The sequence below is a fragment of the Rhodococcus triatomae genome (assembly GCF_014217785.1).
GTDB lineage: Bacteria > Actinomycetota > Actinomycetes > Mycobacteriales > Mycobacteriaceae > Rhodococcus_F > Rhodococcus_F triatomae.
The window spans coordinates 3,505,497-3,526,371 of the sequence record NZ_CP048814.1 but is presented as its reverse complement, the minus strand read 5'-3'; the positions used below and the strand labels follow the sequence as shown (position 1 = coordinate 3,526,371).

Genomic DNA, 20,875 nt, shown 5'->3' with positions numbered 1-20,875 from the left:
AACTGAATCATGGAGAATCTTTGTCATCAGAACTTCAACCCGCCTTCGCGAGCTGCGTCCGCAAGGGCCGCGATACGGCCGTGGTATCCGTGTCCGCCGTGATCGAAGACCACGGCCTCGACGCCGGCAGCCTTCGCCCGCTCGGCGATGAGCTGACCGACCTTGGCGCTGTGCGCCTTCTTGTCGCCGTCCACGGCACGCACGTCGGCCTCGATCGTCGACGCGGCGGCCAGGGTGTGGCCGGCCAGGTCGTCGATCAGCTGGACGTGGATGTGCCGCGAGGACCGGTTGACGACCAGCCGGGGCCGCTCGGGGGTGCCGGAGATCTTCTTGCGGAGACGGAAGTGACGACGCGTCTTGGAGAGGCGGCGCCGGGTGGCAACGTCCTTGCCGAGCGGGATCCGCTTGGCTTTCTGGTTTGCTGTCTGGCTCATATCACTTACCCGTCTTTCCGACCTTGCGGCGGATCTGCTCACCCTCGTAGCGAACGCCCTTGCCCTTGTACGGGTCCGGACGACGCAGACGACGGATGTTCGCGGAGATCTGGCCGACCTGCTGCTTGTCGATGCCGGACACCGAGAACTTGGTGGGCGACTCGACCGCGAAGGTGATGCCTTCGGGGGCCTCGATCGGGACCGGGTGGCTGTAGCCGAGGGAGAACTCGAGGTCCTTGCCCTTCAGCGCCACGCGGTAACCGACGCCGTGGATCTCCATCTTGGTGGTGTACCCCTCGGTGACACCGACGATGAGGTTCTGGACGAGGGTGCGGGACAGTCCGTGCAGGGCACGGCTGCGACGCTCGTCGTCCGGGCGGTTGACGGCCAGCGTGCCGTCCTCCGCCTTCTCGATCGTGATCGGCTCGGCGATGGTCAGCGCGAGCGTGCCCTTGGGGCCCTTGACCGTGACGTCCTGGCCGGCGATGGCGACATCGACTCCGGCGGGAACGGTGACGGGCTTCTTACCGATACGCGACATGGTGGCCTCCCTTACCAGACGTAGGCGAGGACTTCCCCGCCCACTCCTTGATTGGCCGCCTGGCGGTCGGTGAGCAGGCCGGTGGACGTGGAGATGATCGCCACGCCGAGGCCACCCAGCACCTTGGGCAGGTTGGTGGACTTCGCGTACACACGCAGGCCCGGCTTCGAGACGCGGCGCACGCCTGCGAGGCTGCGTTCCCGGCTCGGTCCGAACTTCAGGGTGACGACGAGGTTCTTACCGACCTCGGCGTCCTCCGTGCGGTAGTCCGAGATGTAGCCCTCGCGCTTGAGGATCTCGGCGATGTTCGCCTTGATCTTCGAGTGCGGTGCCGACACCTCGTCGTGGTACGCCGTGTTGGCGTTGCGCAGACGCGTCAGAAAGTCTGCGATGGGGTCAGTCATGGTCATAGTCGACCTGATACCTTTCTCGCCACGGTTCCCTCTGCCCGCCCCGAGCAGGGTGGGCGCAGGCCTATCGCGAAGACGGTGTGTCCCGATCCGAGGTTACGGACCGGGATGTTCCGGTGGGTCACCGCCGCCCGCCGGAGCGGACGGCGGTGGACGTCACCAGGAGCTCTTGTGGACGCCGGGCAGCTCGCCGGCGTGTGCCATTTCCCGGAGGCAGATTCGGCACAGGCCGAACTTGCGGAACACCGAGTGCGGGCGACCGCACTTCTGGCAGCGGGTGTAGGCGCGGACCGCGAACTTCGGCTTCTTGTTGGCCTTGTTGACCAATGCCTTCTTAGCCATGACTCAGTTCTCCTTGAACGGGAAGCCGAGCTGCTTGAGCAGGGCACGGCCTTCTTCGTTGTTGGTCGCCGTGGTCACCACGGTGATGTCCATACCGCGCGGACGGTCGATCTTGTCCACGTCGATCTCGTGGAACATCGACTGCTCGTTGAGACCGAAGGTGTAGTTGCCGTTCCCGTCGAACTGGTTGCCGTTGAGTCCGCGGAAGTCCCTGATTCGGGGCAGTGCGATGGACACCAGGCGGTCGAGGAACTCCCACATCCGGTCGCCGCGCAGCGTGACGCGCGCACCGATCGGCATGCCCTCGCGCAGCTTGAACTGCGCGATGGACTTACGAGCCTTGCGGATCTCGGGCTTCTGGCCGGTGATGAGTGCCAGGTCGCTGACGGCGCCGTTGATGAGCTTGGCGTCGCGAGCTGCGTCACCGACACCCATGTTGACGACGACCTTGACGACGCCGGGGATCTGCATCACGTTGGCGTAGTCGAACTGCTTGTTCAGCTCGTCGCGGATCTCCTCGCGGTAGCGAGTCTTGAGCCGCGGAACGATCTTGTTCTCGGTGGAGGTCATGTCAGATGTCCTTCCCGTTCTTCCGGGAAATCCGAACGCGCTTGCCGGTCTCCTCGTCGGTCCGGTAGCCCACGCGAGTGGGGTTGCCGTCCGAGTCGATGACCGCGACGTTGGAAACGTGGATCGGGGCTTCCTGCGTCACGATGCCGCCCGAGGAGGCGCCGCGCTCGTTCGCGGAAACAGCGGTGTGCTTCTTGATGCGGTTCACGCCTTCGACGAGGATCTTGTCGGTCGCCGGGAAGGCCTGGATGACCTTGCCCTTCGCGCCCTTGTCCTTGCCGGCGATGACCAGCACGGTGTCACCCTTGTGCACCTTCATCACAGCACCTCCGGAGCGAGGGAGACGATCTTCATGAACTTCTTCTCACGCAGCTCACGGCCGACGGGGCCGAAGATGCGGGTTCCACGAGGGTCGTTGTCCGGCTTGATCAGGACAGCGGCGTTCTCGTCGAACTTGATGTAGGAACCGTCCGGACGGCGACGCTCCTTGACGGTACGAACGATGACGGCCTTGACGACCTCACCCTTCTTGATGTTTCCACCAGGGATGGCGTCCTTGACGGTGGCGACGATGACGTCACCGATCCCGGCGTAGCGGCGCGAAGAGCCACCGAGAACGCGGATGCAGAGAATCTCCTTAGCACCCGTGTTGTCGGCGACGCGAAGCCGCGACTCCTGCTGAATCACTTACTTCTCCTTGACCTGGACTGTTACGTGGCGGATTTCCGACCCGACACGCGCGGTCTGTATCCACACCCCACCGGCGGGAACCGCCCCGGAGGGCGGCATCTCACCTGCGCGGGCCGCCCCTGGGGGCGACACGACGGTGGGGCTGCCGTGCGACGTGCGCAAGGCAACCCCACCATCGTACTGGATCACTGCTCATGCCTCGAAATCGGCTTACTTGGCCTTCTCGAGGACCTCGACGAGACGCCAGTGCTTCGTCGCGGACAGCGGACGGGTTTCCATCAGCTGGACGCGGTCGCCGATACCGGCGACACCGTTCTCGTCGTGGGCCTTGACCTTGCTGGTGCGCCGGATGATCTTGCCGTAGAGCGGGTGCTTGACCCGGTCCTCGAGCTCGACCACGATGGTCTTCTCCATCTTGTCGGAGACCACGTATCCGACGCGGACCTTGCGGCTGCCGCGCTCTTCTGTGCTCACTGCCTTTTCCTCACTCATGCCGCGTCACCTGCGTCCGGACCGACGGCCAGCCCGAGCTCACGCTCACGCAGAACGGTGTAGATGCGCGCGATCTCGTGGCGAACCGTACGAAGTCGGCGATTGTTGTCCATCTGGCCGGTGGCCATCTGGAAGCGAAGGTTGAACAGCTCTTCCTTCGACTCACGGAGCCGGGTGACCAGCTCTTCCTCGGTGAGCTCGCGGAGCTCGGCTGCGGGGGTTCCGGTAGCCATCAGAACTGCTCCTCCCTCGTGACGATCCGGCACTTGCACGGGAGCTTGTGCATCGCGCGGCGCAGGGCCTCGCGGGCGATCTCCTCGTTCGGGTAGCTCATCTCGAACAGAACCCGACCGGGCTTGACGTTCGCGACCCACCACTCCGGCGAACCCTTACCGGAACCCATGCGGGTCTCGGCCGGCTTCTTGGTGAGCGGGCGATCCGGGAAGATGTTGATCCAGATCTTGCCGCCACGCTTGATGTGCCGGGTCATGGCGATACGAGCGGACTCGATCTGCCGGTTGGTGATGTAAGCCGGCTCGAGAGCCTGGATGCCGTAGTCACCGAAGGTCACCCGGGTCCCACCCTTGGCGGCACCCGAACGGCTCGGATGGTGCTGCTTGCGGTGCTTGACCCGCCGTGGGATCAACATGCGTCAGCCCTCCTTCTGTTCAGTCGTGGCGGGTGCATCGGCGGTGGCGGTCGCGGCGCGGCCGGCCTCGGTGCTGGTCGCGGTCGTGCCGGCGGAACCGGAACGGCGCGGACGGCTGGGGCGCTCACGCCGCGGACGGTCGCCCGCGGGCGCTGCCACGTTGGCGGCGAGCTCGCGCTTGCCACCGACGATGTCGCCCTTGTAGATCCAGACCTTCACGCCGATGCGGCCGAAGGTGGTCTTGGCCTCGTAGAGGCCGTAGTCGATGTCCGCACGCAGCGTGTGCAGCGGAACCCGACCCTCGCGGTAGAACTCGGAGCGGCTCATCTCGGCACCGCCCAGACGGCCGGAGCACTGCACCCGGATGCCCTTGACGTTCGGCTGACGCATGGCCGACTGGATGGCCTTGCGCATGGCGCGACGGAAAGCGACACGGTTGGACAGCTGCTCGGCGACGCCCTGCGCGACTAGCTGGGCCTCGGACTCGGGGTTCTTCACCTCGAGGATGTTGAGCTGGACCTGCTTGCCCGTGAGCTTCTCGAGCTCGGCGCGGATGCGATCGGCCTCGGCGCCGCGGCGGCCGATGACGATGCCCGGACGAGCCGTGTGGATGTCCACACGAACACGGTCACGGGTGCGCTCGATCTCGACCTTCGCGATGCCCGCGCGCTCCATGCCGGTGGCGAGGAGCTTGCGGATGGCGACGTCTTCCTTGACGTACTCCGCGTACTGCTTGTCTGCGTACCAGCGGGACTTCCAGTCGGTCGTGATGCCGAGACGGAAGCCGTGCGGGTTGATTTTCTGGCCCACTATCGAGCACTTCCCTTCCGGCGATTACGGGTCGATGTTCCGGTCTTCGGCAGGCTCTCCACGATCACGGTGATGTGGCTGGTCCGCTTGCGGATCCGGAATGCACGACCCTGTGCCCGCGGCTGGAACCGCTTGAGGGTCGCGCCCTCGTCCACGTACGCGGTGGCGACGACGAGCGTGCTCGGGTCGAGGTCGAGGTTGTTCTCGGCGTTGGCGGCGGCACTGGCGATGACCTTCGCCACCGGCTCGCTCGCTGCCTGCGGCGCGAACTTCAGGATGTTCAAGGCGTCTTCGACCGAACGTCCACGAACCAGGTCCACGACGCGTCGCGCCTTCATCGGCGTGACACGCACGTGGCGCGCCACCGCCTTTGCAGTGGGATTGGTGGTTTCAGTACTCAGCTGTGCCGAGCTATTCGCGTTGCTCATCGGCGCTTGCTCTTCCGGTCGTCCTTGATGTGACCCTTGAACGTGCGGGTCGGTGCGAACTCCCCGAGCTTGTGCCCGACCATCGAGTCGGAGACGAACACGGGAACGTGCTTGCGGCCGTCGTGCACCGCGAACGTGTGGCCGATGAAGTCCGGGATGATCGTGGAACGACGGGACCAGGTCTTGATGACCTGCTTGGTTCCCTTCTCGTTCTGCACGTCCACCTTCGCAAGGAGGTGGTCATCGACGAACGGGCCCTTCTTCAGGCTGCGTGGCATCCTTCACTCCCTCCTTGACTAGCGCTTCTTGCCGGTACGGCGACGACGGACGATGAGCTTGTCGCTCGCCTTGTTCTTGCGGGTACGCCCTTCGGGCTTACCCCAGGGGCTGACGGGGTGGCGACCACCGGAGGTCTTACCCTCACCACCACCGTGCGGGTGGTCGACCGGGTTCATCACGACACCACGGACGGTGGGGCGCTTGCCCTTCCAGCGCATACGGCCGGCCTTGCCCCAGTTGATGTTGCTCTGCTCGGCGTTGCCGACCTCGCCGACGGTGGCGCGGCAGCGCACGTCGACGCGACGGATCTCGCCGGAAGGCATACGCAGCGTGGCGTACGGGCCTTCCTTACCGAGGAGCTGGATGCTCGCGCCTGCGGAACGGGCCATCTTGGCGCCACCACCCGGACGCAGCTCCACCGCGTGCACGGTGGTACCGGTCGGGATGTTGCGCAGCGGCAGGTTGTTGCCCGGCTTGATGTCGGCCGTCGGGCCCGACTCGATGGGCGAGCCCTGCACCAGGCCCTTGGGGGCGATGATGTAGCGCTTCTCACCGTCTGCGTAGTGCAGCAGAGCGATGCGAGCGGTGCGGTTGGGGTCGTACTCGATGTGAGCGACCTTGGCCGGCACGCCGTCCTTGTCGTTGCGACGGAAATCGATCAGCCGGTAGGCGCGCTTGTGTCCGCCACCCTTGTGCCGGGTGGTGATGCGACCGTGGGCGTTACGTCCACCGCGCCCGTGCAGCGGGCGAACCAGCGACTTCTCGGGGGTCGACCGCGTGATCTCGGCGAAGTCCGAGACGCTCGAGCCGCGGCGGCCCGGCGTAGTCGGCTTGTACTTACGGATTGCCATGAGTCTTCTCGTCCTCTACGTCTCTCGAGTCCCGGCGCCTAGGCGACCGGTCCCCCGAAGATCTCGATGGGCTTGCTGTCGGACGAGATGGTCACGAGCGCGCGCTTGGTGTCCTTGCGCTTGCCGTAACCGAACCGGGTCCGCTTGCGCTTGCCCTGACGGTTGGCGGTGTTGACGCTGGTCACGGTGACGCCGAAAACCTTCTCGACGGCAATCTTGATCTGCGTCTTGTTCGAGTCCGGGTGCACCAGGAAGGTGTAGGTACCTTCCTCCATCAGTCCGTAGGACTTCTCGGAGATGACCGGAGCCAGCAGGATGTCGCGGGGGTCAGCGATGGTGCTCACTTGGCCGCCTCCTTCTTCTCTTCCTGTGCACTCTCGGCGGGCCCGTGGACGAAGGCGTTGAGCGCTTCCACGCTGAACACGATGTCGTCGCTGTCGAGCACGTCGTAGGTGTTGAGCTGATCGGCAACCAGCACATGCACGTTCTGCAGGTTCTGAACGCTCTTGATCGCGGCGACGTCCTCGCGTCCGACGACGAGAAGGACCTTCTTACGATCGGTGAGCTCACCGAGGAACGCCTTCGCGTTCTTGGTGGACGGGGCCTGGCCCGACACCAGTTCGGTGATCACGTGGATACGCTCGCTGCGCGCCCGGTCGGAGAGCGCACCGCGCAGGGCGGCGAGCTTCATCTTCTTAGGCGTCCGCTGGCTGTAGTCACGCGGCTTCGGTCCGTGGACGATGCCACCGCCGGCGAACTGCGGCGCGCGGGTCGAGCCCTGACGGGCGCGGCCGGTGCCCTTCTGGCGGTACGGCTTGCGCCCACCACCGCGGACCTCGCCACGAGTCTTCGTGGAGTGCGTGCCCTGACGTGCGGCGGCGAGCTGCGCGACGACGACCTGATGCATCAGCGCGATGTTCGCGGGAGCATCGAAGATCTCGGCGGGCAGTTCCACGGTGCCGTTGGTCTTGCCACCGGGAGCCTTGACGTCGAGGGTCAACTTGGTTTCGGTGCTGGTCATGCCCGCGCACCACCCTTCACTGCGCTCTTGACGATCACGAGGCCACCCTTGCGGCCGGGGATCGCACCCTTGATCAGCAGCAGACCGTTCTCGGCGTCCACCTTGTAGACGGAGAGGTTCTGCGTCGTGATCCGGTCGCTACCCATGCGACCGGACATCCGCATGCCCTTGAAGACACGGCCGGGAGTGGCACAGCCACCGATCGAGCCGGGGCGACGGTGCACGGCCTGAGCACCGTGCGAGGCGCCCTGACCGGAGAAGCCGTGCCGCTTCATGGTTCCGGCGAAGCCCTTGCCCTTGCTGGTTCCGGTGACGTCGACGAAAGCGCCGTCCTCGAACACCTCGGCGCTGAGTTCCTGGCCGACCTCGTACTCCGAGGTGTCGGGAACGCGGAACTCGACGATGTGACGACGCGGCGTGACGCCGGCCTTGGCGAACTGGCCGGAAGTCGGCTTGTTCACCTTGCGGGGGTCGATGGCGCCGAACGCGAGCTGCACGGCGCTGTAGCCGTCGCGCTCCTCGGTGCGGATCTGGGTGACGACATTCGGACCGGCCTTGACGACGGTGACCGGAACGACCCGGTTGTTCTCGTCGAAGACCTGGGTCATGCCGAGCTTGGTGCCCAGAAGTCCCTTGATCTGGTTAGTCATGTGATATCTCCGCTGCGTCTTTCCAAGCTCACTGGATGTTTACGTCGACGCTCGCCGGAAGGTCGATACGCATGAGTGCGTCCACCGTCTTGGGCGTCGGGTCGAGGATGTCGATAAGCCGCTTGTGAGTACGCATCTCGAAGTGCTCGCGCGAGTCCTTGTACTTGTGCGGCGAGCGGATGACGCAGTACACGTTCTTTTCGGTCGGCAACGGCACCGGTCCGACGACACGGGCCCCGGTACGGGTCACCGTCTCGACGATCTTGCGCGCCGACGCGTCGATCGCCTCATGGTCGTAGGCCTTGAGCCTGATGCGGATCTTCTGTCCCGCCACGCTTAGTGTCCTTTTCTTGCCGCGGTTCGTAATCCGACTCGGGTCGAGCCGAACTACCTCGTCTGCACAGTCCCTGGTGACGACCACGACGAAGAACACTGGTTGCGTCCGGGACACACCCGGATCCGCTGCCGCTGTTCATCTGTCATGGTTCTCCGGTCCACGCGGTCGGGCGTGTCGCCCTCCTGCTTTTTCTCCGCTCCGGGACCTCGCGGTCACCTGAGCGGAGACGAAACCGGACGCGCCCGAAACCGGGCACTGGTCGGAACTGCTTCCGTCCTGCATGGCCTTGCTCGTGTCGAGATCCGCATCGGGAGCGAGCCGCACGTTTCCGAGCGACCGCGCCGCGGACGCAAAACATCGCGTCCCGAACAAGGCAACCCGAACAGTATGCAGGACCCACCGGCTGAGTTCAACTCGGGGCTCACCCGGCGTTCAACTCGGGGCTCACCCGGCGCCTCACTCCGGCCTGCGACTCGGCCCGACGAAGCACCCTCGTCGCCCGTCCGGACACCCGATCCGCTCCCCTCCCCCGCCCCGACCCGCTCCCCCGCCCGGGTGAAGGGACCCTGTGCCTGATCCAGGCTACCGAAGGCCACCTTCACCCAGGGGAGGAACAGCGGGAGGAGCGGGGAGAGGAACAACGGGGAGTGAACTTACTTTGAAGTAAGGTAGCGCCATGACGACGACCAGTCCGACCTACCGTGCCTGGACCAAGCTCCCCGACAACGGGCTGGGACACGCTCTGTTCTCCGTGGGGATGTGCGTACGCGTTCCCTACTTCGGTTCGATCCTGCCCCGGGTCATCGTGATGGAGCCGGGCCGCTGCGAGGTCCGCGCACCGAAGTGGTGGGGCATCCGCAACCACATCGGCACCTTCCACGCCATCGCGGCCTGCAACCTCGCAGAGGTGGCGATGGGCATGCTCTGTGAGGCCACCGTTCCCGGTAGCCACCGCTGGATACCCAAGGGAATGACCGTCAGGTACCTGGCCAAGGCGGAGACCGGGCTGCACGCGGTCGCCGCACTGGAGACGCTTCCCGACTTCTCGGCGATCACCGAAGGTACGGACCTGATCGTTCCGATCCGGATTCTCGACCGCGCCGGGACCGAGGTGGTGCATGCCGAGATCACCACGTGGATCACCCCCGCCTGAGGCCCCTCGGCGCGCCCGGACCGCAATTCGGCAGGTGCCCGATCGCCGGTAATCCTGCTGGTGTTACACCATTTCGGGTAGTCTCGCCGGCTCTGTGACAACCTCCCGTACGCCGCCCGGGCGTCGGTGGCCACATGCCATACTCGAGGACATGCCTGCACCCGACGCGGCCGTCCTGGTCGAAGGAATCGAGAAGTCCTTCGGGGACGTCCGGGCCCTGCGTGGAGTCAGTTTCGAGGCCCCACGAGGCAGCGTCCTCGGTGTCCTCGGACCCAACGGCGCGGGAAAGACGACGACGGTCAACGTGCTGTCGACGCTCCTGCGTCCGGACGCCGGGCGCGCCGTGGTGGCGGGACACGACGTGGTCACCGACGCCGCACAGGTCCGACGATCGATCATGATGACGGGCCAGTACGCCGCCCTCGACGAATCACTCACCGGACGTGAGAATCTCGTGCTGTTCGGGCGGCTGCTCGGCCTCACCCGCGCCAACGCCAGAGCACGCGCTGCCGAACTCCTCGAACAGTTCGATCTGGTGGACGCCGGAGATCGCAAGGTCTCCGGCTACTCCGGCGGCATGCGGCGCAGGGTGGACATCGCGTGTGGTCTGGTGACCCGGCCTTCGGTGGTGTTCCTCGACGAGCCGACCACCGGCCTCGATCCCCGTAGTCGCCAGGGGGTGTGGTCACTGGTGTCCACGCTCAAGAAGCAGGGCATCACCATCCTGCTCACGACGCAGTACCTCGAGGAAGCAGATCTGCTCAGCGACAACATCGTCGTCATCGACAAGGGCACGGTGATCGCGGAGGGCACCGCGGACCAACTCAAGGCGCGCACCGGCGGTTCCTACTGTGAGGTGGTGCCGTTGCGGCTCGGCGATCTGCCCCGGGTGCGCGAGGTACTGGTGTCGTTGTGCCCACCCGAGCGGATCATCGAGACCGGGCACGACCGGTTGTCCATCCCGGCACCGTACGGTGCGCGAACTCTCGCCGAAGTGCTCCGGCGCCTCGACGTGGCCCGCATCGAACTGGCCGACATCGCCCTGCGCCGGCCGTCGCTCGACGACGTGTTCCTCGCGCTCACCGGGCACGGTGCCGTGCTCGAGGAAGCCCCGCAGCACGAGGCTCCTCGGCGATGAGCTCGACGGCAGTGGCCACCCGGGCCAGGGCCGGGCGGCATCGCGCACCGGAGCCGACATGGCTGCGGCAGTGGAGCGCGCTGTCCGGCCGGAGCCTGCACACGATGTGGATCAGCGGGCAGTTCTTCATCGCGGTCATCGCGCCACTGATATTCACGGTCGGCTTCTACCTCCCACTGCGCCTGGTGATGCGGTTCCAGGGCATCGACTACGCGCAGTTCGTGATGCCGATCATCGTGCTGCAGGCCATGGCGTTCACGGCGATCTCCGCGGCCCACCGCGCGGCGACCGAGGCGTCGAACGGGATGAAGTCGCGATTCCAGACGATGCCCGTCGCGGTGGGTGTCCCACTGGGTGCGCGGATGACCGCCTGCTTCGTCCACTCCTCCATCTCGCTGGTCGCGGCCATCGGCTACGGACTCGTGATCGGATTCCGCTTCCAGGGCGGGCTGACGTACACGATCGGCTTCTGCGCCCTGGCCATGCTCGTCGGCTTCACCCTGACGGCAGGCGCGGATGCCCTGGGCACTCTGACGAAGAGCCCCGAGGTGACCAGCCAGGCACTGACACTCCCCCAGCTGATCCTGGGCATGTTCTCCTCCGGTTTCGTCCCGGTGGAACAGTTCCCTTCGTGGGCACAGGGATTCGTCCGGAATCAGCCGATCTCCCAGTTCGCGGGCGCGATGCGGGCAATGAGTGAGGGCGCGATCACCCTTCCCGTACTGCTGCCGTCACTGCTCTGGTGCGCAGGACTCGCGGGTGTGTTCATCCCGCTGTCGATCTGGGCGAATGTGAGGCGAGGATGACGGCGCCGAAGACGACCGGGGGGCCTGCGTCAGCAGCCTCGGGCACCTCGGGGACCCCGGTGACCTTCCCCGAGGTCACCGATCCCCGCGCGGAGAACTCGCCGGCGGCCTTCGTCTCGCACACCCTGCTGCAAACTCAGCGGCTGCTCCTGCGGTGGATCCGCGACCCCAGCACGATGGTCCAGGCCATCGTCTATCCCGCCCTCATGCTCCTGATGCTCTGGTCGGTACTCGGCATCTCGATCACGAGAGCGACCGGCACACCGAGCATCTTCGGTACCGCGCCGATGATGACGATCGTCGGTGCCATGTTCGGGTCGATCGCGAGCGGGTTGGCCTTGCGGCAGGAATGGGCCTCCGGGTTGCTGAGCAGGTTCTGGGTCCTCCCCGTGCACCGTGCGTCCGGGCTGACCAGCCGCCTGCTCGCCGAGGCGGTACGCATCATGCTGACGACGGTGCTCATCGTGGCGGTCGGCTTCGCCCTCGGGTTCCGCTTCGACCAGGGCATTCTTCCCGGGTTGCTGATGATGCTGATTCCGTTGCTGCTCGGATTGGGCTTCGCGACGATGGTGACTGCCCTGGCGGTCGCGAGTGCGAAGCTGCCTCTCGTCGAGTTGCTCTCGCTGTTCGCGACGCTCCTGTTGTTCTTCAACTCCGGGTTCGTACCCACGAACGCGTATCCCACCTGGTTACAGACCTTCGTGGAGAACCAGCCGATGTCGTGCGCGATCGACGCGATGCGGGGCCTGTCCCTCGGCGGCCCGGTGGCGGAGCCACTGATCAAGACGGTGATCTGGTCGGTCGGCGCGATCCTCCTCTTCGCCTACCCGGCCGTGCGCGGATTCCGGCGGGCGGCCGGGACACCTCCGTGAGCGGCGGACCCAGCCACCGAACTCCGCGTCCTTCGCCCGTCATCCGATCGGGTTCGTCCCCTTGCGGATCCTCCGCCGCAGGTCACGCATGAGCATGAAACTGCCACCGTGGCGGATGAACTTCGGCAGGAACCGGTTGACGAACGAGACGAAGATGAAGAGATGCTCGAATCGGCGTCGGTCGTCCTCCGTCCACTCGAACCCGAGTTGTTCGCGGAAGTAGGGTGCCAGAGTTCCGATGGTGAGGAAGCGCAGCAGGTTCCGGAACGGGGCCCGGATCGGCCGCGCGATCATCTCCAGGCCGATCAGGTCCTCGACGAACTGCTTCGTCTTCTCGTCGTAGGTGACCCGTTCGCACGCAGAGTTCCAGTACCGATCGAAGTCGGCACGGGTGGCCGGCCACATGTCCTCGGTCACCTGCAGCGTCGTACCCAACGTCGATGCGTTCCGATAGAAGTGCTCGAGGTCCTCGTCGGACATCCTGCCGTGCAACAGCTGGAAGGTGTCCTCGAACCCGAGGTACAGGCACGCCGCCACCCACATCTGCAGATCACGGTTGAAGGCGTTGTACCGGACCGGGCTGTTCTCGTCCGAACGTACGTGCCGGTGGGCGCCGTTGACGGCCTCCCGATACGCGCGCCGCTCCTCGTCGGTGCCGAGAATCGCGACCGCGAGATACTGGGTGGTCGTCCGGGCCCGCTTCCACGGATGATGCATCAGGGCGCCGGATTCGACCTTGCTCTCCATCACGCCGTACGCGACCTCCGGCCAGCCGATCTGCATGGCGACATTGGCGGCCGCACCGGCGAAGGCCCAGAAGTCGAGGGCATCGGTGATGTCGGGCGACTTCTTCGTCCATCGACGACGGTCGGTCGTGATGGGTATGCGGGTACGGGCACTGGTCAGCCGCGGCGGACTGTCCTTCTCGATGTACTCGGCAGGCATGTCGTCTCCTCGTGTTCTCCGGTATCCCGTCCGTCGCTCAGATCGTCTGGACGTCGTCGACCAGCCAGCGATCGCCGTCCCGGACGAGAGTGAGCACCATGCGGTACTTCTGCGTGTTTCCCTCCGGTGCCGTCACGTTGACGGCCTGCTGGTCCGCGAACACCAGCACGACCGCGCGACCGTCGTCGAGGCTCTCCACCGCAACATGCTCCGCGGTCGCCGTCGCCTGCCCCTGACCGTCCGTGACGATTCCGGCCAGGGCGTCCACCATCTCGTTGTACGTGTGCGCGAATGCCGGAGTGGACATCTCGGCGATCGTCTCGCGGTTCGCATCCAGGTTCTGGTAGTCGAACGACGACATCGCGACGGCATAGTCGCGGGCGACATCGACGGCCTCGGTGCGTAGTCCGTTCTCTCCGCGGCCCGAGAGGACCTGCACGGTCATCACCGCGGCGAACGCGACCAACGCGAGCACCAGCGCACCGGCGAGTATCGTTCTCGCACCGACGCGGTTCGTCCGGCGGCCGTCCCCGGCAGCGGTCGACGCCTCCGGGGGAATCGCCGGTGAGGTCAATGTCCCGGTCGCGGTGCCTGCCGATCCATCGTGTGACCCTGCTGATTCATCGTGTGGCACTGCCGAGTCCTTCCAAGAGCGATCTCCAATAGTTCAATGCATCGACGCCGGTGGGAATGAGGATCGGGTCCTCGACCACGGGCGGTCCGATCACGGAGCCGGGTGTCGTCGAACCCTGCAGGCCGAGATCGTTCGGGCGGGGCGCGTTCTGCGCTCCCCTGGTAGCCAGATCCCGCGCTGGTGGGCAGTACAGGTTCAGGTTCGGCGAGGTGGGACTCAGGTCGCCGACGGCTCGGCGCTCGGTCGGGTAGTTGCACACCGGCCCCTGCGTGGCGATGAGGGCGAAGTCCGCCCGGTCGCCCGTGACGATCGATTCGAGTCTCGCGAGGCCTGCCGGAATGTCGACCAGGCCGGACGCGAGCGCGTCGCTGCGCTCGGCGATGATCGGTTCCACGGTGGCGAGGTTGGCGAGGACACTGCCGAACGTCCCCTGGTATCGGTCGAACAGCTGCTGCGCGTTCGCCAGCGACTGCGGAGATTGGTCGGTGAGGTACACCAGTACCGGCGCATTGGCGTCGAGTTGGGTTGCCAGATCCCGTGCGGCTGCCATCCCGTCGACGAAGGAGTCGGATTCGCCCGCCATCGTGTCGACCAGACGCGCGGTCCTCGCGAGCAGCGACTGGAGAGCAGGTGCCTGATCGCGAAGCTGCACGGACAGCGAATCCCCGTCGTCGATCATCGCGGCGAGACTCGGCCCCAGTCCCTCGAACGAGGCACCCATCTCGGTGCCGAGGTCGCTGACCGACTGCGGGTCGATGCCCTGGAGGAGGGTGCTCGCCTCGAGCATGAGCCCATCCATCTGCACCGGCTGCTGATCCTCCGGCGCGGGCAGCAGATCCCCGTCCTCGAGGTACGGCCCCTCGGCGGTGTTGGGGTAGATGTCGACGTTCTGGATGCCCGCGACCGTCCCCATCGTCGCCTTGGCGACGCTGTCCGCGGGAATCGGCACGCCTCCGTCGAGGACGTACTCCACCCGGGCCCCGCCACCCGCAGGGTCGAGAGCCACGGAGTCGACCGTGCCGACAGGTATCCCGCGATAGGTGACGCTGGTTCCCGGGGTCAGACCCATCGCATTCGTCATGATCGAGTGCACGCGCAGCTGCCCCGTCAGACCGGCCGGGCCGACGACGTAATAGATCCCGTAGGGAACGACGACCGCTGCGGTGATCGCGAAGAGGACGAGTTGCACGAAGGCCAGACGTGTCATCGTGCCCCTCCCGTGAGCAGGTCCTCGAGGGTCTCCAGGGGCGGGGCGGCGTTGCTGCCCAGGAACATCCCTCCGGTCAGCAGCTTGTCGATGCCTCCGGGAATGTCCAGTGCCCCGTCGAACACCAGGTAGTCACCCCGCACCGCAGTCTGGAACGTCTCGAGGAAGGTGTTCATGTTCGTGAGAGTGCCGCCGATCCGATCGTTGAACGAGTCCAGCGCACCCACCACTGTCGAGGCATCGCTCAACATGGCATCCATTCCCGTCGGGGACTGTGCCAGAACGGAATTGGCGTTCACCGCGAGCTGAGCGGTGGAGTTCAGCAGGGAGGCGATCGCATCCTTCTGCCGAAGGAGCACGTCGATCACCGGCGGCACGACGTCGAGGTAGCCGTCGACCACCTGCTGCTGCGCCGTCAGCTGCCCGGACACTCGGGTGGCGAGCACCATGGCCCGGTCGAAATCGTCCTGGTGCCGGGACGCCGACGCCATGAGATCGGTCATCGTCCGGGTCAGCGATCGGACGTCGCCGGAGCGCCCGGCGAACGCGACGTTCAGCTCCCGCACGATCGTGTCGAGTTGGCTGATTCCGCTTCCGGTGAGCACCGTGCCGAGGGTGGCGAGTGCCGTCTCCACCTGGGGCCCGATCTCGGTACGCGATTCGGGAACGACGTCGCCGTTGCGGAGTGGCCGGGAGGAGGGGTCGTCGGGTGCCGTCAGCCGGATGAACGGGCTGCCGAGCGCGGACGGGAGTTCGACCGCAGCCTCGACGTTCTCGGGCAGCGGCACGGTCGAATCCAGGCTCAACCGCACGGCCGCCCCCACCTGGTCCGGCCGGAGTTCGGCCACTCGGCCGATCACCTTCTGGCCGTTGCGCACGTCCGCGCCGAGGACCAGGCCGTCCGCGGTGGCGAGTTGCACGGTCACGTCGTATGCCGTTGCGCTGGCCGACCGCCCCAGCGGGAGATCCTGGATGCCCGCTCCGCAGCCGGCCAGGACCACGCATCCGGCACCGGCGGCGACGATCCGGGCCCACTGGATCGACGAGGCCATTCGGTTCCCTTCCATCAGTTGCCTCCCCCTTCCGACGGGAGGGCGCCACCGGTGACGGCCGAGACGATGCCCAGCGGATCCGATGCGCTGATCGGGAACGAGATCGGATTGGTGAAGCCCGCGCCCGTGCACAGCGGAAGGGGGTGGGCGTCACACAGTGGCTTCGCGATCGCGAACTGGGTCAGCGAGGTGGACACGTTCAATCGGATGCGTCCGCGATTGTCGGGACCGATGGAGTTGCCCAGGTTCTGCATCATGAGCGGGACGAGGTCCATGAACTCGGCCAGCCCCGGTTGGTGAGCGTTCAGTGTCTGCCCCAGGACGTCGAGGTTTTCCGCTACTGCTCCCACGTCGTCGCCGTGCTGCTGCATGAAGGTGTTCATCTGATCGAGCACGATCCGGAGATCCTGCAGCGGCGCGGAGATGTCGAGGTCCTGCCGCGACCATTCGTCACCGAGCTCTCCGAGCCCCTCCACCAGAGCGTCGAGCGAGATCTGGCGCGAGTCCAGAGCCCGCATCAGGTGATCGAGATTGGCCACGAGCACCGCGATGTCCTCACTGCGAGCCCCGACCACGCCGGTTGCGGAGCTGAGATTTCTCACGGCCGCGTTGAACTGCTCGCCCTGACCCCGCCAGCTCTCCGCGCTCTGCGCGAGCAACTGCCCGATGTCGCCTCCGTCGGCACCGAGTGTCTCCGAGAGCACGCGCAGGCTGCCCATCAATCCGTCGAAGTCGATCGGCGAGTGGGCGCGCTCCTGCGGGATCTCGGCCCCGTCGGCGAGCGTCGGCCCGCCCTGATAGGCCGGGCCCAACTCGATGTGGCGGTCGCTGATGACGGAGGGGTTGAGGACGTACGCCGACGTCTGCTCGGGGAGTTCGACGTCTCCCTGGACCGACATCGCCACCCGCACGTGGGTGCCTTTCGGCTCGAGGGAGGTGACGGTTCCGACGGGCACGCCGAGCACCGTGACCCGGCTGCCGGTGTAGATCCCGTTGACGAAACCGAAGTCCGCATAGACGGTTCGGCTCGAGTCGGTCCGCCCGAACACGAACCAGCTCGCCGCACCGATCACCAGCGCGAGCACCAGAAGCGTCGCCACGACGCGGCCACGACTCCGGGGCGGAGGGGACGGCGCCTGGATCTCCGCGGTCATCTGCACCCTCCCATCACACCGATCGCGCACAGGAGATTGTCCGGAAGCACCGCGGCGGGGGCAGTCACATCCGCCCACGTCCCGTTGCCGGTCGCGTCGGTGACCTTGCGCAACGACGACGGCAGCCTGGTCAGGAGTAGATCTATCTGCTCGACATTACGTTTCAGTGTGTCGGTGACGTGGACGAGGTTGGTGACCATCTGCCCGAACACCTCCTCGTTCCGGGTGAAGGACTGCGCGAGTGTCGCGGTGATCGTGGTGAGGTGGTCGATCAACTGGGTCAGTGCCTCCTTGCGCACCGCGAGAGTCCGGACGATCGACTGCGCGTTCGCGGCGGTGGTCATCAGGGAGTCCGTCTGAGCCACCATGAGATCGGACAGGGTCCGCGACATCACCAACAGCTGATCCATCTGTTCGCCGTTCTGCGCGAAAGCCGCCGAGGCACCGCTGATTCCGGCGAGAGCGGCGCCCAACTGTTCCGAATCCTCCGGCATCACCTGGGACAGGGTGGACATCATCGCCTTCACCGAGTCGAGATCGACATTGTCGGCTGCGTCGGTCGCATCGGCACTGACTTCGTCGAGGCTGTACGGGACCGTCGTGCGCGAGCGCGGGATCAGATTCTCCCCCTCGAGCACGACCCCGGCAGGGACGACCTCCAGGTAGCGCTTCCCGAGCACCGTCTTCAGGCGCACCGTCGCCGTCGTCTGGTTGCCCAGCGGTTGACCGTTGTCGAGTCGGAAGTCGATGCGGACGTGATCGCCGGCGAGCCCGATGTTCTCGACCCGTCCGGCGGGAACACCCGCTACATACACCGGATCGCCACTCGACAGCCCGCTGGCATTCGTCATCTCGGCGACGTAGGGGCTGGTCCGCATCAGATACCACCCCTTGGGGATTCCGATCGCGATGCCGAGGCCCGCGACGAGGAGCACGATTCCGAGAGTGCCGAGAACGAGAGGGGTCGCCGAACCCGCGCGGCGTTCCCCCTTGAACAGGAACAGCATGATGCCCACGAAGACGTCGATGAGCTTGACCAGGAACATCATGAGCACACCGGCGAGTGCGTCGGGCCGAAGATGTTCGCTTCCAATTCCCCTGCTTTCAGTGTGAAGTTGCACAGGTACAAGCTGATGAAGCCGCCGTAGCTGCCGATCCGGTTGACCCCGTCGGCGAACTGCGGCAGATTCGCGACGAATCGGTCGAATTCCTCGGTGTGCGCGATCCAGGTGTCGGTGACCGACTTCAGGTCCGTCACCGAGCGGGAGAACTCTCCGTTGGTCCTGGCCATCGACCCGGCGAGTGTCGTCACGACCGAGTTCCCCTCGTCGAGAAGAGCGATGAGCTGATCGTTGTCGCCGAGCACGGTGGAACTGAGTGCGCCGAGGCCGGTGAGGAACCGTTCGAGCTCGGGCTGCCGCGAGTCCACCGAGCTCAGCAGCTGCGCCATGTTGCCCACCAGTTGGGAGAAGATCTCCTGCTGGGCGACGAGGCCGGAACTCATCTCGGCGATGTGGGCGAGCAGGTCCGCCACCGCCTGGCCCTGCCCGCTGAACGTCTCGACGAAACTCCGCGTGAGCGTGTTCACCTGGTCGGGCTCGAGCGCGTCGAAGAGCGGCCTGAAGCCGTTCATCAACGCGGTGAGGTCGGTGGGCGGTGTCGTCCGGCTGAGCGGAATCAGCGCACCGGGCTCGATCGGCTCCGCGGCGTCGCCTCCGCCGGCGAGCGAGACGAACCGGGCACCGAGCATGTCGCCGTACCTGACCGCGGCGGTGACGTCCGCGGGAAGCGGATGATCCGCCTCGACCTCGATCCCGACCAGCGCGATTGCCCGGCCGCCCTCACTTCCGGTGAACTCGATCGAATCCACCCGGCCGACGCGGACGCCGGCCATGGTGACCGGGTTGCCCGGGGTGAGGCCTTCGACGTCGGTGAACTCGAGTGCGTACCGTTCGCTGGAACCGCGAACCGGGACGGACAGCGTATTCGCCATCAGGACACCGCATCCGAGCCCGATCGCACAGAACATCGCCAACCTCACGAGTTGGCGGCGCTGGATCTTCATCGCACGGTCACCTGCTTCCCCCGAACGAGCGGACCGAGCATGACCACCGTGGCCGGGTTGGGTGCGCCCGCGTCGACCGATGCCGGTGCCGCGACGCCGTCGGGCGTCCCGATACCGGGGCTTCCGACACCGGGATTTCCGACACCGAGTTGCTCCTCGAGGAAGCGCAGCACCGGAGACTCGGCCGCGCCGTCCACGACGTCACCGATCTCGGGCTGCGCACGCTCCGGCCCACCGGCCGGAGCCGGGACGCCCGGGCTCGACCCGGCCGGTCGTGCATTCGCCGATGCCTCGCTTCCGCCGAAGGCTCCGCACATCGGGTTCGACAGTCCCCCGTAGCGGGGGCAGTCGGAGGGTCCGTACGGCAGCGGGTCGGCGAAGCTCGGCACCGCGGTGATGTCGAACCTTCCCGTCGCGAACACCCGGCCACCGGCCGCGCCGAAAGTCCTGGCCTTGTCCAGTGTCTCGACCAGGCCCTCCGGATCGGCTGCCGTGGTCGCGAGAATCTCACCCGTCGCGTCGAGAACGGTGATCAGTTGTTCGCGGTTGTCGCCGAAGAACGGCGAGAGCACGGCAGCGAAGCCGGCCGATGCCGCCAGCGTGGCCGCAAGCCCGTCCTGGTGCGCGACGATGCTGTGCGAGACCGACGTCGCCGCTGCGAGCGTGGCCACGATGTCGGGTGTCGCGCGTTCGAGCGATTCCATCACCTCCCTGAATTCCGGAGTGGACTCGAGGAACTCCTGCACCGACGGACTGAGCACGTCGGAGACCTCGCCCAGTCGCGACACGATCCGGCCCACGGTGTCGCCACGCCCGTCCAGTGCCTGTCCCAATGCAGTGAGTGCCGTCTGGACCTTCTGTGGCTGCATGCGATCGAGGACATCGACGAGCTTGGTGTAGACGTCGTACAGCGCAACGGCTTCCGGACCGGTGTCCACGGCGATCCGGTCTCCGTCCTCGAGGCTCGAACCGGACCTCGCCTGCGGATTGTCGACGAGCTGGAGATAGATGTCCCCGAAGAACGTCCGGGGGACGATGCGGGCGGACACCGTGTCCGGCACGAGGGCGAGCGATTCGGATTCGATCCGCAGCCTCACGAGGGATTCGTCGGTTCCCGAGTCGATCGCGGCGATCCGGCCGATGTTGACCCCGTGGTACCGCACCGGGGCCTCGCCGTTGACGAGCCCGGCCGCCGCGGGGATCCCCACGGTGATCTCGGCGTCCTGGCGGAGGTTCCCGGTGCCACGTAGCACCATGAGAATGGCCACCACCAAGGCCAGCACCACTGCCAGGACACCGCGGAGCCCGAGCGACAGCTGCCCCCTTCCGGTGAGCTGATCCATTC

At 66.2% G+C, this 20,875-nt stretch carries 30 protein-coding genes; 4 read left to right on the top strand and 26 right to left on the bottom strand.

Annotation, left to right across the window (positions count from 1 at the left end; genetic code table 11):
• Window positions 1–26 precede the first annotated feature (26 nt).
• The 18 genes from rplR to rpsJ all read right to left on the bottom strand — a co-directional run bounded on the left by rplR (window position 27) and on the right by rpsJ (window position 8,501).
• The gene (rplR, locus tag G4H71_RS16765; RefSeq protein ID WP_072739793.1) at window positions 27–434 is read right to left on the bottom strand and encodes a 50S ribosomal protein L18; all 408 of its coding nucleotides are present in this window, start codon (window positions 432–434) and stop codon (window positions 27–29) included.
• Window position 435: 1 nt separating this feature from the next.
• The gene (gene rplF / locus G4H71_RS16760; RefSeq protein ID WP_072739792.1) at window positions 436–975 is read right to left on the bottom strand and encodes a 50S ribosomal protein L6; all 540 of its coding nucleotides are present in this window, start codon (window positions 973–975) and stop codon (window positions 436–438) included.
• Window positions 976–986: 11 nt separating this feature from the next.
• Window positions 987–1,385 carry a 30S ribosomal protein S8 gene (rpsH, locus tag G4H71_RS16755; RefSeq protein WP_072739791.1) on the bottom strand — a complete coding sequence of 133 codons (399 nt, stop codon included), beginning with the start codon at window positions 1,383–1,385 and terminating at the stop codon, window positions 987–989.
• A 156-nt stretch (window positions 1,386–1,541) separates the two neighbouring features.
• Window positions 1,542–1,727, bottom strand: a complete 186-nt coding sequence (locus G4H71_RS16750) for a type Z 30S ribosomal protein S14 (protein ID WP_072739790.1) — start codon at window positions 1,725–1,727, stop codon at window positions 1,542–1,544.
• Window positions 1,728–1,730: 3 nt separating this feature from the next.
• Window positions 1,731–2,297: a 50S ribosomal protein L5 gene (gene rplE, locus G4H71_RS16745; RefSeq protein WP_072739789.1), complete on the bottom strand. Its 567-nt coding sequence runs from the start codon at window positions 2,295–2,297 to the stop codon at window positions 1,731–1,733.
• 1 nt (window position 2,298) lies between these two features.
• Window positions 2,299–2,616 (bottom strand): 50S ribosomal protein L24, encoded by a 318-nt coding sequence (gene rplX, locus G4H71_RS16740; protein ID WP_072739788.1) that lies wholly within the window; start codon window positions 2,614–2,616, stop codon window positions 2,299–2,301.
• A complete protein-coding gene (rplN, locus tag G4H71_RS16735; protein WP_072739787.1) occupies window positions 2,616–2,984 on the bottom strand; it encodes a 50S ribosomal protein L14 in 369 nt (122 codons plus the stop codon). The genes rplX and rplN overlap by 1 nt, the downstream gene beginning before the upstream one ends.
• Window positions 2,985–3,197: 213 nt before the next feature.
• Window positions 3,198–3,479, bottom strand: coding sequence for a 30S ribosomal protein S17 (gene rpsQ, locus G4H71_RS16730; RefSeq protein WP_072739785.1), 282 nt, complete (start codon window positions 3,477–3,479; stop codon window positions 3,198–3,200).
• The gene (rpmC, locus tag G4H71_RS16725) at window positions 3,476–3,712 is read right to left on the bottom strand and encodes a 50S ribosomal protein L29 (protein WP_005239637.1); all 237 of its coding nucleotides are present in this window, start codon (window positions 3,710–3,712) and stop codon (window positions 3,476–3,478) included. Before rpmC ends, rpsQ begins: the two co-directional genes overlap by 4 nt.
• Window positions 3,712–4,128: a 50S ribosomal protein L16 gene (rplP, locus tag G4H71_RS16720; protein WP_072739784.1), complete on the bottom strand. Its 417-nt coding sequence runs from the start codon at window positions 4,126–4,128 to the stop codon at window positions 3,712–3,714. Before rplP ends, rpmC begins: the two co-directional genes overlap by 1 nt.
• Before the next feature lie 3 nt (window positions 4,129–4,131).
• Window positions 4,132–4,938 carry a 30S ribosomal protein S3 gene (rpsC, locus tag G4H71_RS16715; protein WP_072739783.1) on the bottom strand — a complete coding sequence of 269 codons (807 nt, stop codon included), beginning with the start codon at window positions 4,936–4,938 and terminating at the stop codon, window positions 4,132–4,134.
• Window positions 4,938–5,366 (bottom strand): 50S ribosomal protein L22, encoded by a 429-nt coding sequence (rplV, locus tag G4H71_RS16710; protein WP_072739782.1) that lies wholly within the window; start codon window positions 5,364–5,366, stop codon window positions 4,938–4,940. The genes rpsC and rplV overlap by 1 nt, the downstream gene beginning before the upstream one ends.
• Entirely contained in the window at window positions 5,363–5,644 is a 282-nt protein-coding gene (gene rpsS / locus G4H71_RS16705; protein ID WP_005518370.1) for a 30S ribosomal protein S19, read from the bottom strand. Before rpsS ends, rplV begins: the two co-directional genes overlap by 4 nt.
• Before the next feature lie 18 nt (window positions 5,645–5,662).
• Entirely contained in the window at window positions 5,663–6,496 is an 834-nt protein-coding gene (gene rplB, locus G4H71_RS16700; protein WP_072739781.1) for a 50S ribosomal protein L2, read from the bottom strand.
• Between the two features lie 38 nt (window positions 6,497–6,534).
• Window positions 6,535–6,840: a 50S ribosomal protein L23 gene (gene rplW, locus G4H71_RS16695; RefSeq protein WP_072739780.1), complete on the bottom strand. Its 306-nt coding sequence runs from the start codon at window positions 6,838–6,840 to the stop codon at window positions 6,535–6,537.
• The gene (gene rplD / locus G4H71_RS16690) at window positions 6,837–7,517 is read right to left on the bottom strand and encodes a 50S ribosomal protein L4 (RefSeq protein WP_072739779.1); all 681 of its coding nucleotides are present in this window, start codon (window positions 7,515–7,517) and stop codon (window positions 6,837–6,839) included. The genes rplW and rplD overlap by 4 nt, the downstream gene beginning before the upstream one ends.
• Entirely contained in the window at window positions 7,514–8,167 is a 654-nt protein-coding gene (gene rplC, locus G4H71_RS16685; protein WP_072739778.1) for a 50S ribosomal protein L3, read from the bottom strand. The genes rplD and rplC overlap by 4 nt, the downstream gene beginning before the upstream one ends.
• 28 nt (window positions 8,168–8,195) lie before the next feature.
• Window positions 8,196–8,501: a 30S ribosomal protein S10 gene (rpsJ, locus tag G4H71_RS16680; RefSeq protein ID WP_003938093.1), complete on the bottom strand. Its 306-nt coding sequence runs from the start codon at window positions 8,499–8,501 to the stop codon at window positions 8,196–8,198.
• 679 nt (window positions 8,502–9,180) lie between these two features.
• On the opposite strand from rpsJ, the gene G4H71_RS16675 reads away from it, so the two are divergent.
• From G4H71_RS16675 to G4H71_RS16660, 4 genes are all read left to right on the top strand, one after another.
• Window positions 9,181–9,657, top strand: a complete 477-nt coding sequence (locus tag G4H71_RS16675) for a hotdog fold domain-containing protein (RefSeq protein ID WP_072739777.1) — start codon at window positions 9,181–9,183, stop codon at window positions 9,655–9,657.
• A gap of 151 nt (window positions 9,658–9,808) precedes the next feature.
• Complete coding sequence (locus G4H71_RS16670) at window positions 9,809–10,795, top strand: efflux ABC transporter ATPase subunit, DrrA-related (RefSeq protein ID WP_072739776.1); 987 nt, start codon at window positions 9,809–9,811, stop codon at window positions 10,793–10,795.
• On the top strand, window positions 10,792–11,601 hold the full coding sequence (locus G4H71_RS16665) for an ABC transporter permease (protein ID WP_072739775.1): 810 nt from the start codon (window positions 10,792–10,794) through the stop codon (window positions 11,599–11,601). The genes G4H71_RS16670 and G4H71_RS16665 overlap by 4 nt, the downstream gene beginning before the upstream one ends.
• A complete protein-coding gene (locus G4H71_RS16660; protein WP_072739774.1) occupies window positions 11,598–12,473 on the top strand; it encodes an ABC transporter permease in 876 nt (291 codons plus the stop codon). The genes G4H71_RS16665 and G4H71_RS16660 overlap by 4 nt, the downstream gene beginning before the upstream one ends.
• A 39-nt stretch (window positions 12,474–12,512) precedes the next feature.
• Here the strand turns inward: G4H71_RS16660 and G4H71_RS16655 are convergent, their stop codons facing one another.
• From G4H71_RS16655 to G4H71_RS16620, 8 genes are read right to left on the bottom strand one after another with little or no spacing between them, the layout of a single operon-like run.
• Window positions 12,513–13,418 (bottom strand): oxygenase MpaB family protein, encoded by a 906-nt coding sequence (locus G4H71_RS16655; RefSeq protein WP_072739773.1) that lies wholly within the window; start codon window positions 13,416–13,418, stop codon window positions 12,513–12,515.
• A gap of 37 nt (window positions 13,419–13,455) precedes the next feature.
• Window positions 13,456–13,992, bottom strand: coding sequence for an Rv1363c family protein (locus G4H71_RS16650; RefSeq protein ID WP_083343303.1), 537 nt, complete (start codon window positions 13,990–13,992; stop codon window positions 13,456–13,458).
• Window positions 13,993–14,038: 46 nt separating this feature from the next.
• Window positions 14,039–15,259, bottom strand: a complete 1,221-nt coding sequence (locus G4H71_RS16645) for an MlaD family protein (protein ID WP_072739771.1) — start codon at window positions 15,257–15,259, stop codon at window positions 14,039–14,041.
• A complete protein-coding gene (locus G4H71_RS16640; RefSeq protein WP_083343304.1) occupies window positions 15,256–16,326 on the bottom strand; it encodes an MCE family protein in 1,071 nt (356 codons plus the stop codon). Before G4H71_RS16640 ends, G4H71_RS16645 begins: the two co-directional genes overlap by 4 nt.
• Window positions 16,326–17,465, bottom strand: a complete 1,140-nt coding sequence (locus tag G4H71_RS16635) for an MCE family protein (protein ID WP_072739837.1) — start codon at window positions 17,463–17,465, stop codon at window positions 16,326–16,328. The genes G4H71_RS16640 and G4H71_RS16635 overlap by 1 nt, the downstream gene beginning before the upstream one ends.
• Complete coding sequence (locus G4H71_RS16630) at window positions 17,462–18,511, bottom strand: MCE family protein (protein WP_072739838.1); 1,050 nt, start codon at window positions 18,509–18,511, stop codon at window positions 17,462–17,464. Before G4H71_RS16630 ends, G4H71_RS16635 begins: the two co-directional genes overlap by 4 nt.
• Window positions 18,511–19,530: an MCE family protein gene (locus tag G4H71_RS16625; protein WP_072739770.1), complete on the bottom strand. Its 1,020-nt coding sequence runs from the start codon at window positions 19,528–19,530 to the stop codon at window positions 18,511–18,513. The genes G4H71_RS16630 and G4H71_RS16625 overlap by 1 nt, the downstream gene beginning before the upstream one ends.
• The gene (locus G4H71_RS16620; protein WP_072739769.1) at window positions 19,527–20,873 is read right to left on the bottom strand and encodes an MCE family protein; all 1,347 of its coding nucleotides are present in this window, start codon (window positions 20,871–20,873) and stop codon (window positions 19,527–19,529) included. Before G4H71_RS16620 ends, G4H71_RS16625 begins: the two co-directional genes overlap by 4 nt.
• Window positions 20,874–20,875 lie beyond the last annotated feature (2 nt).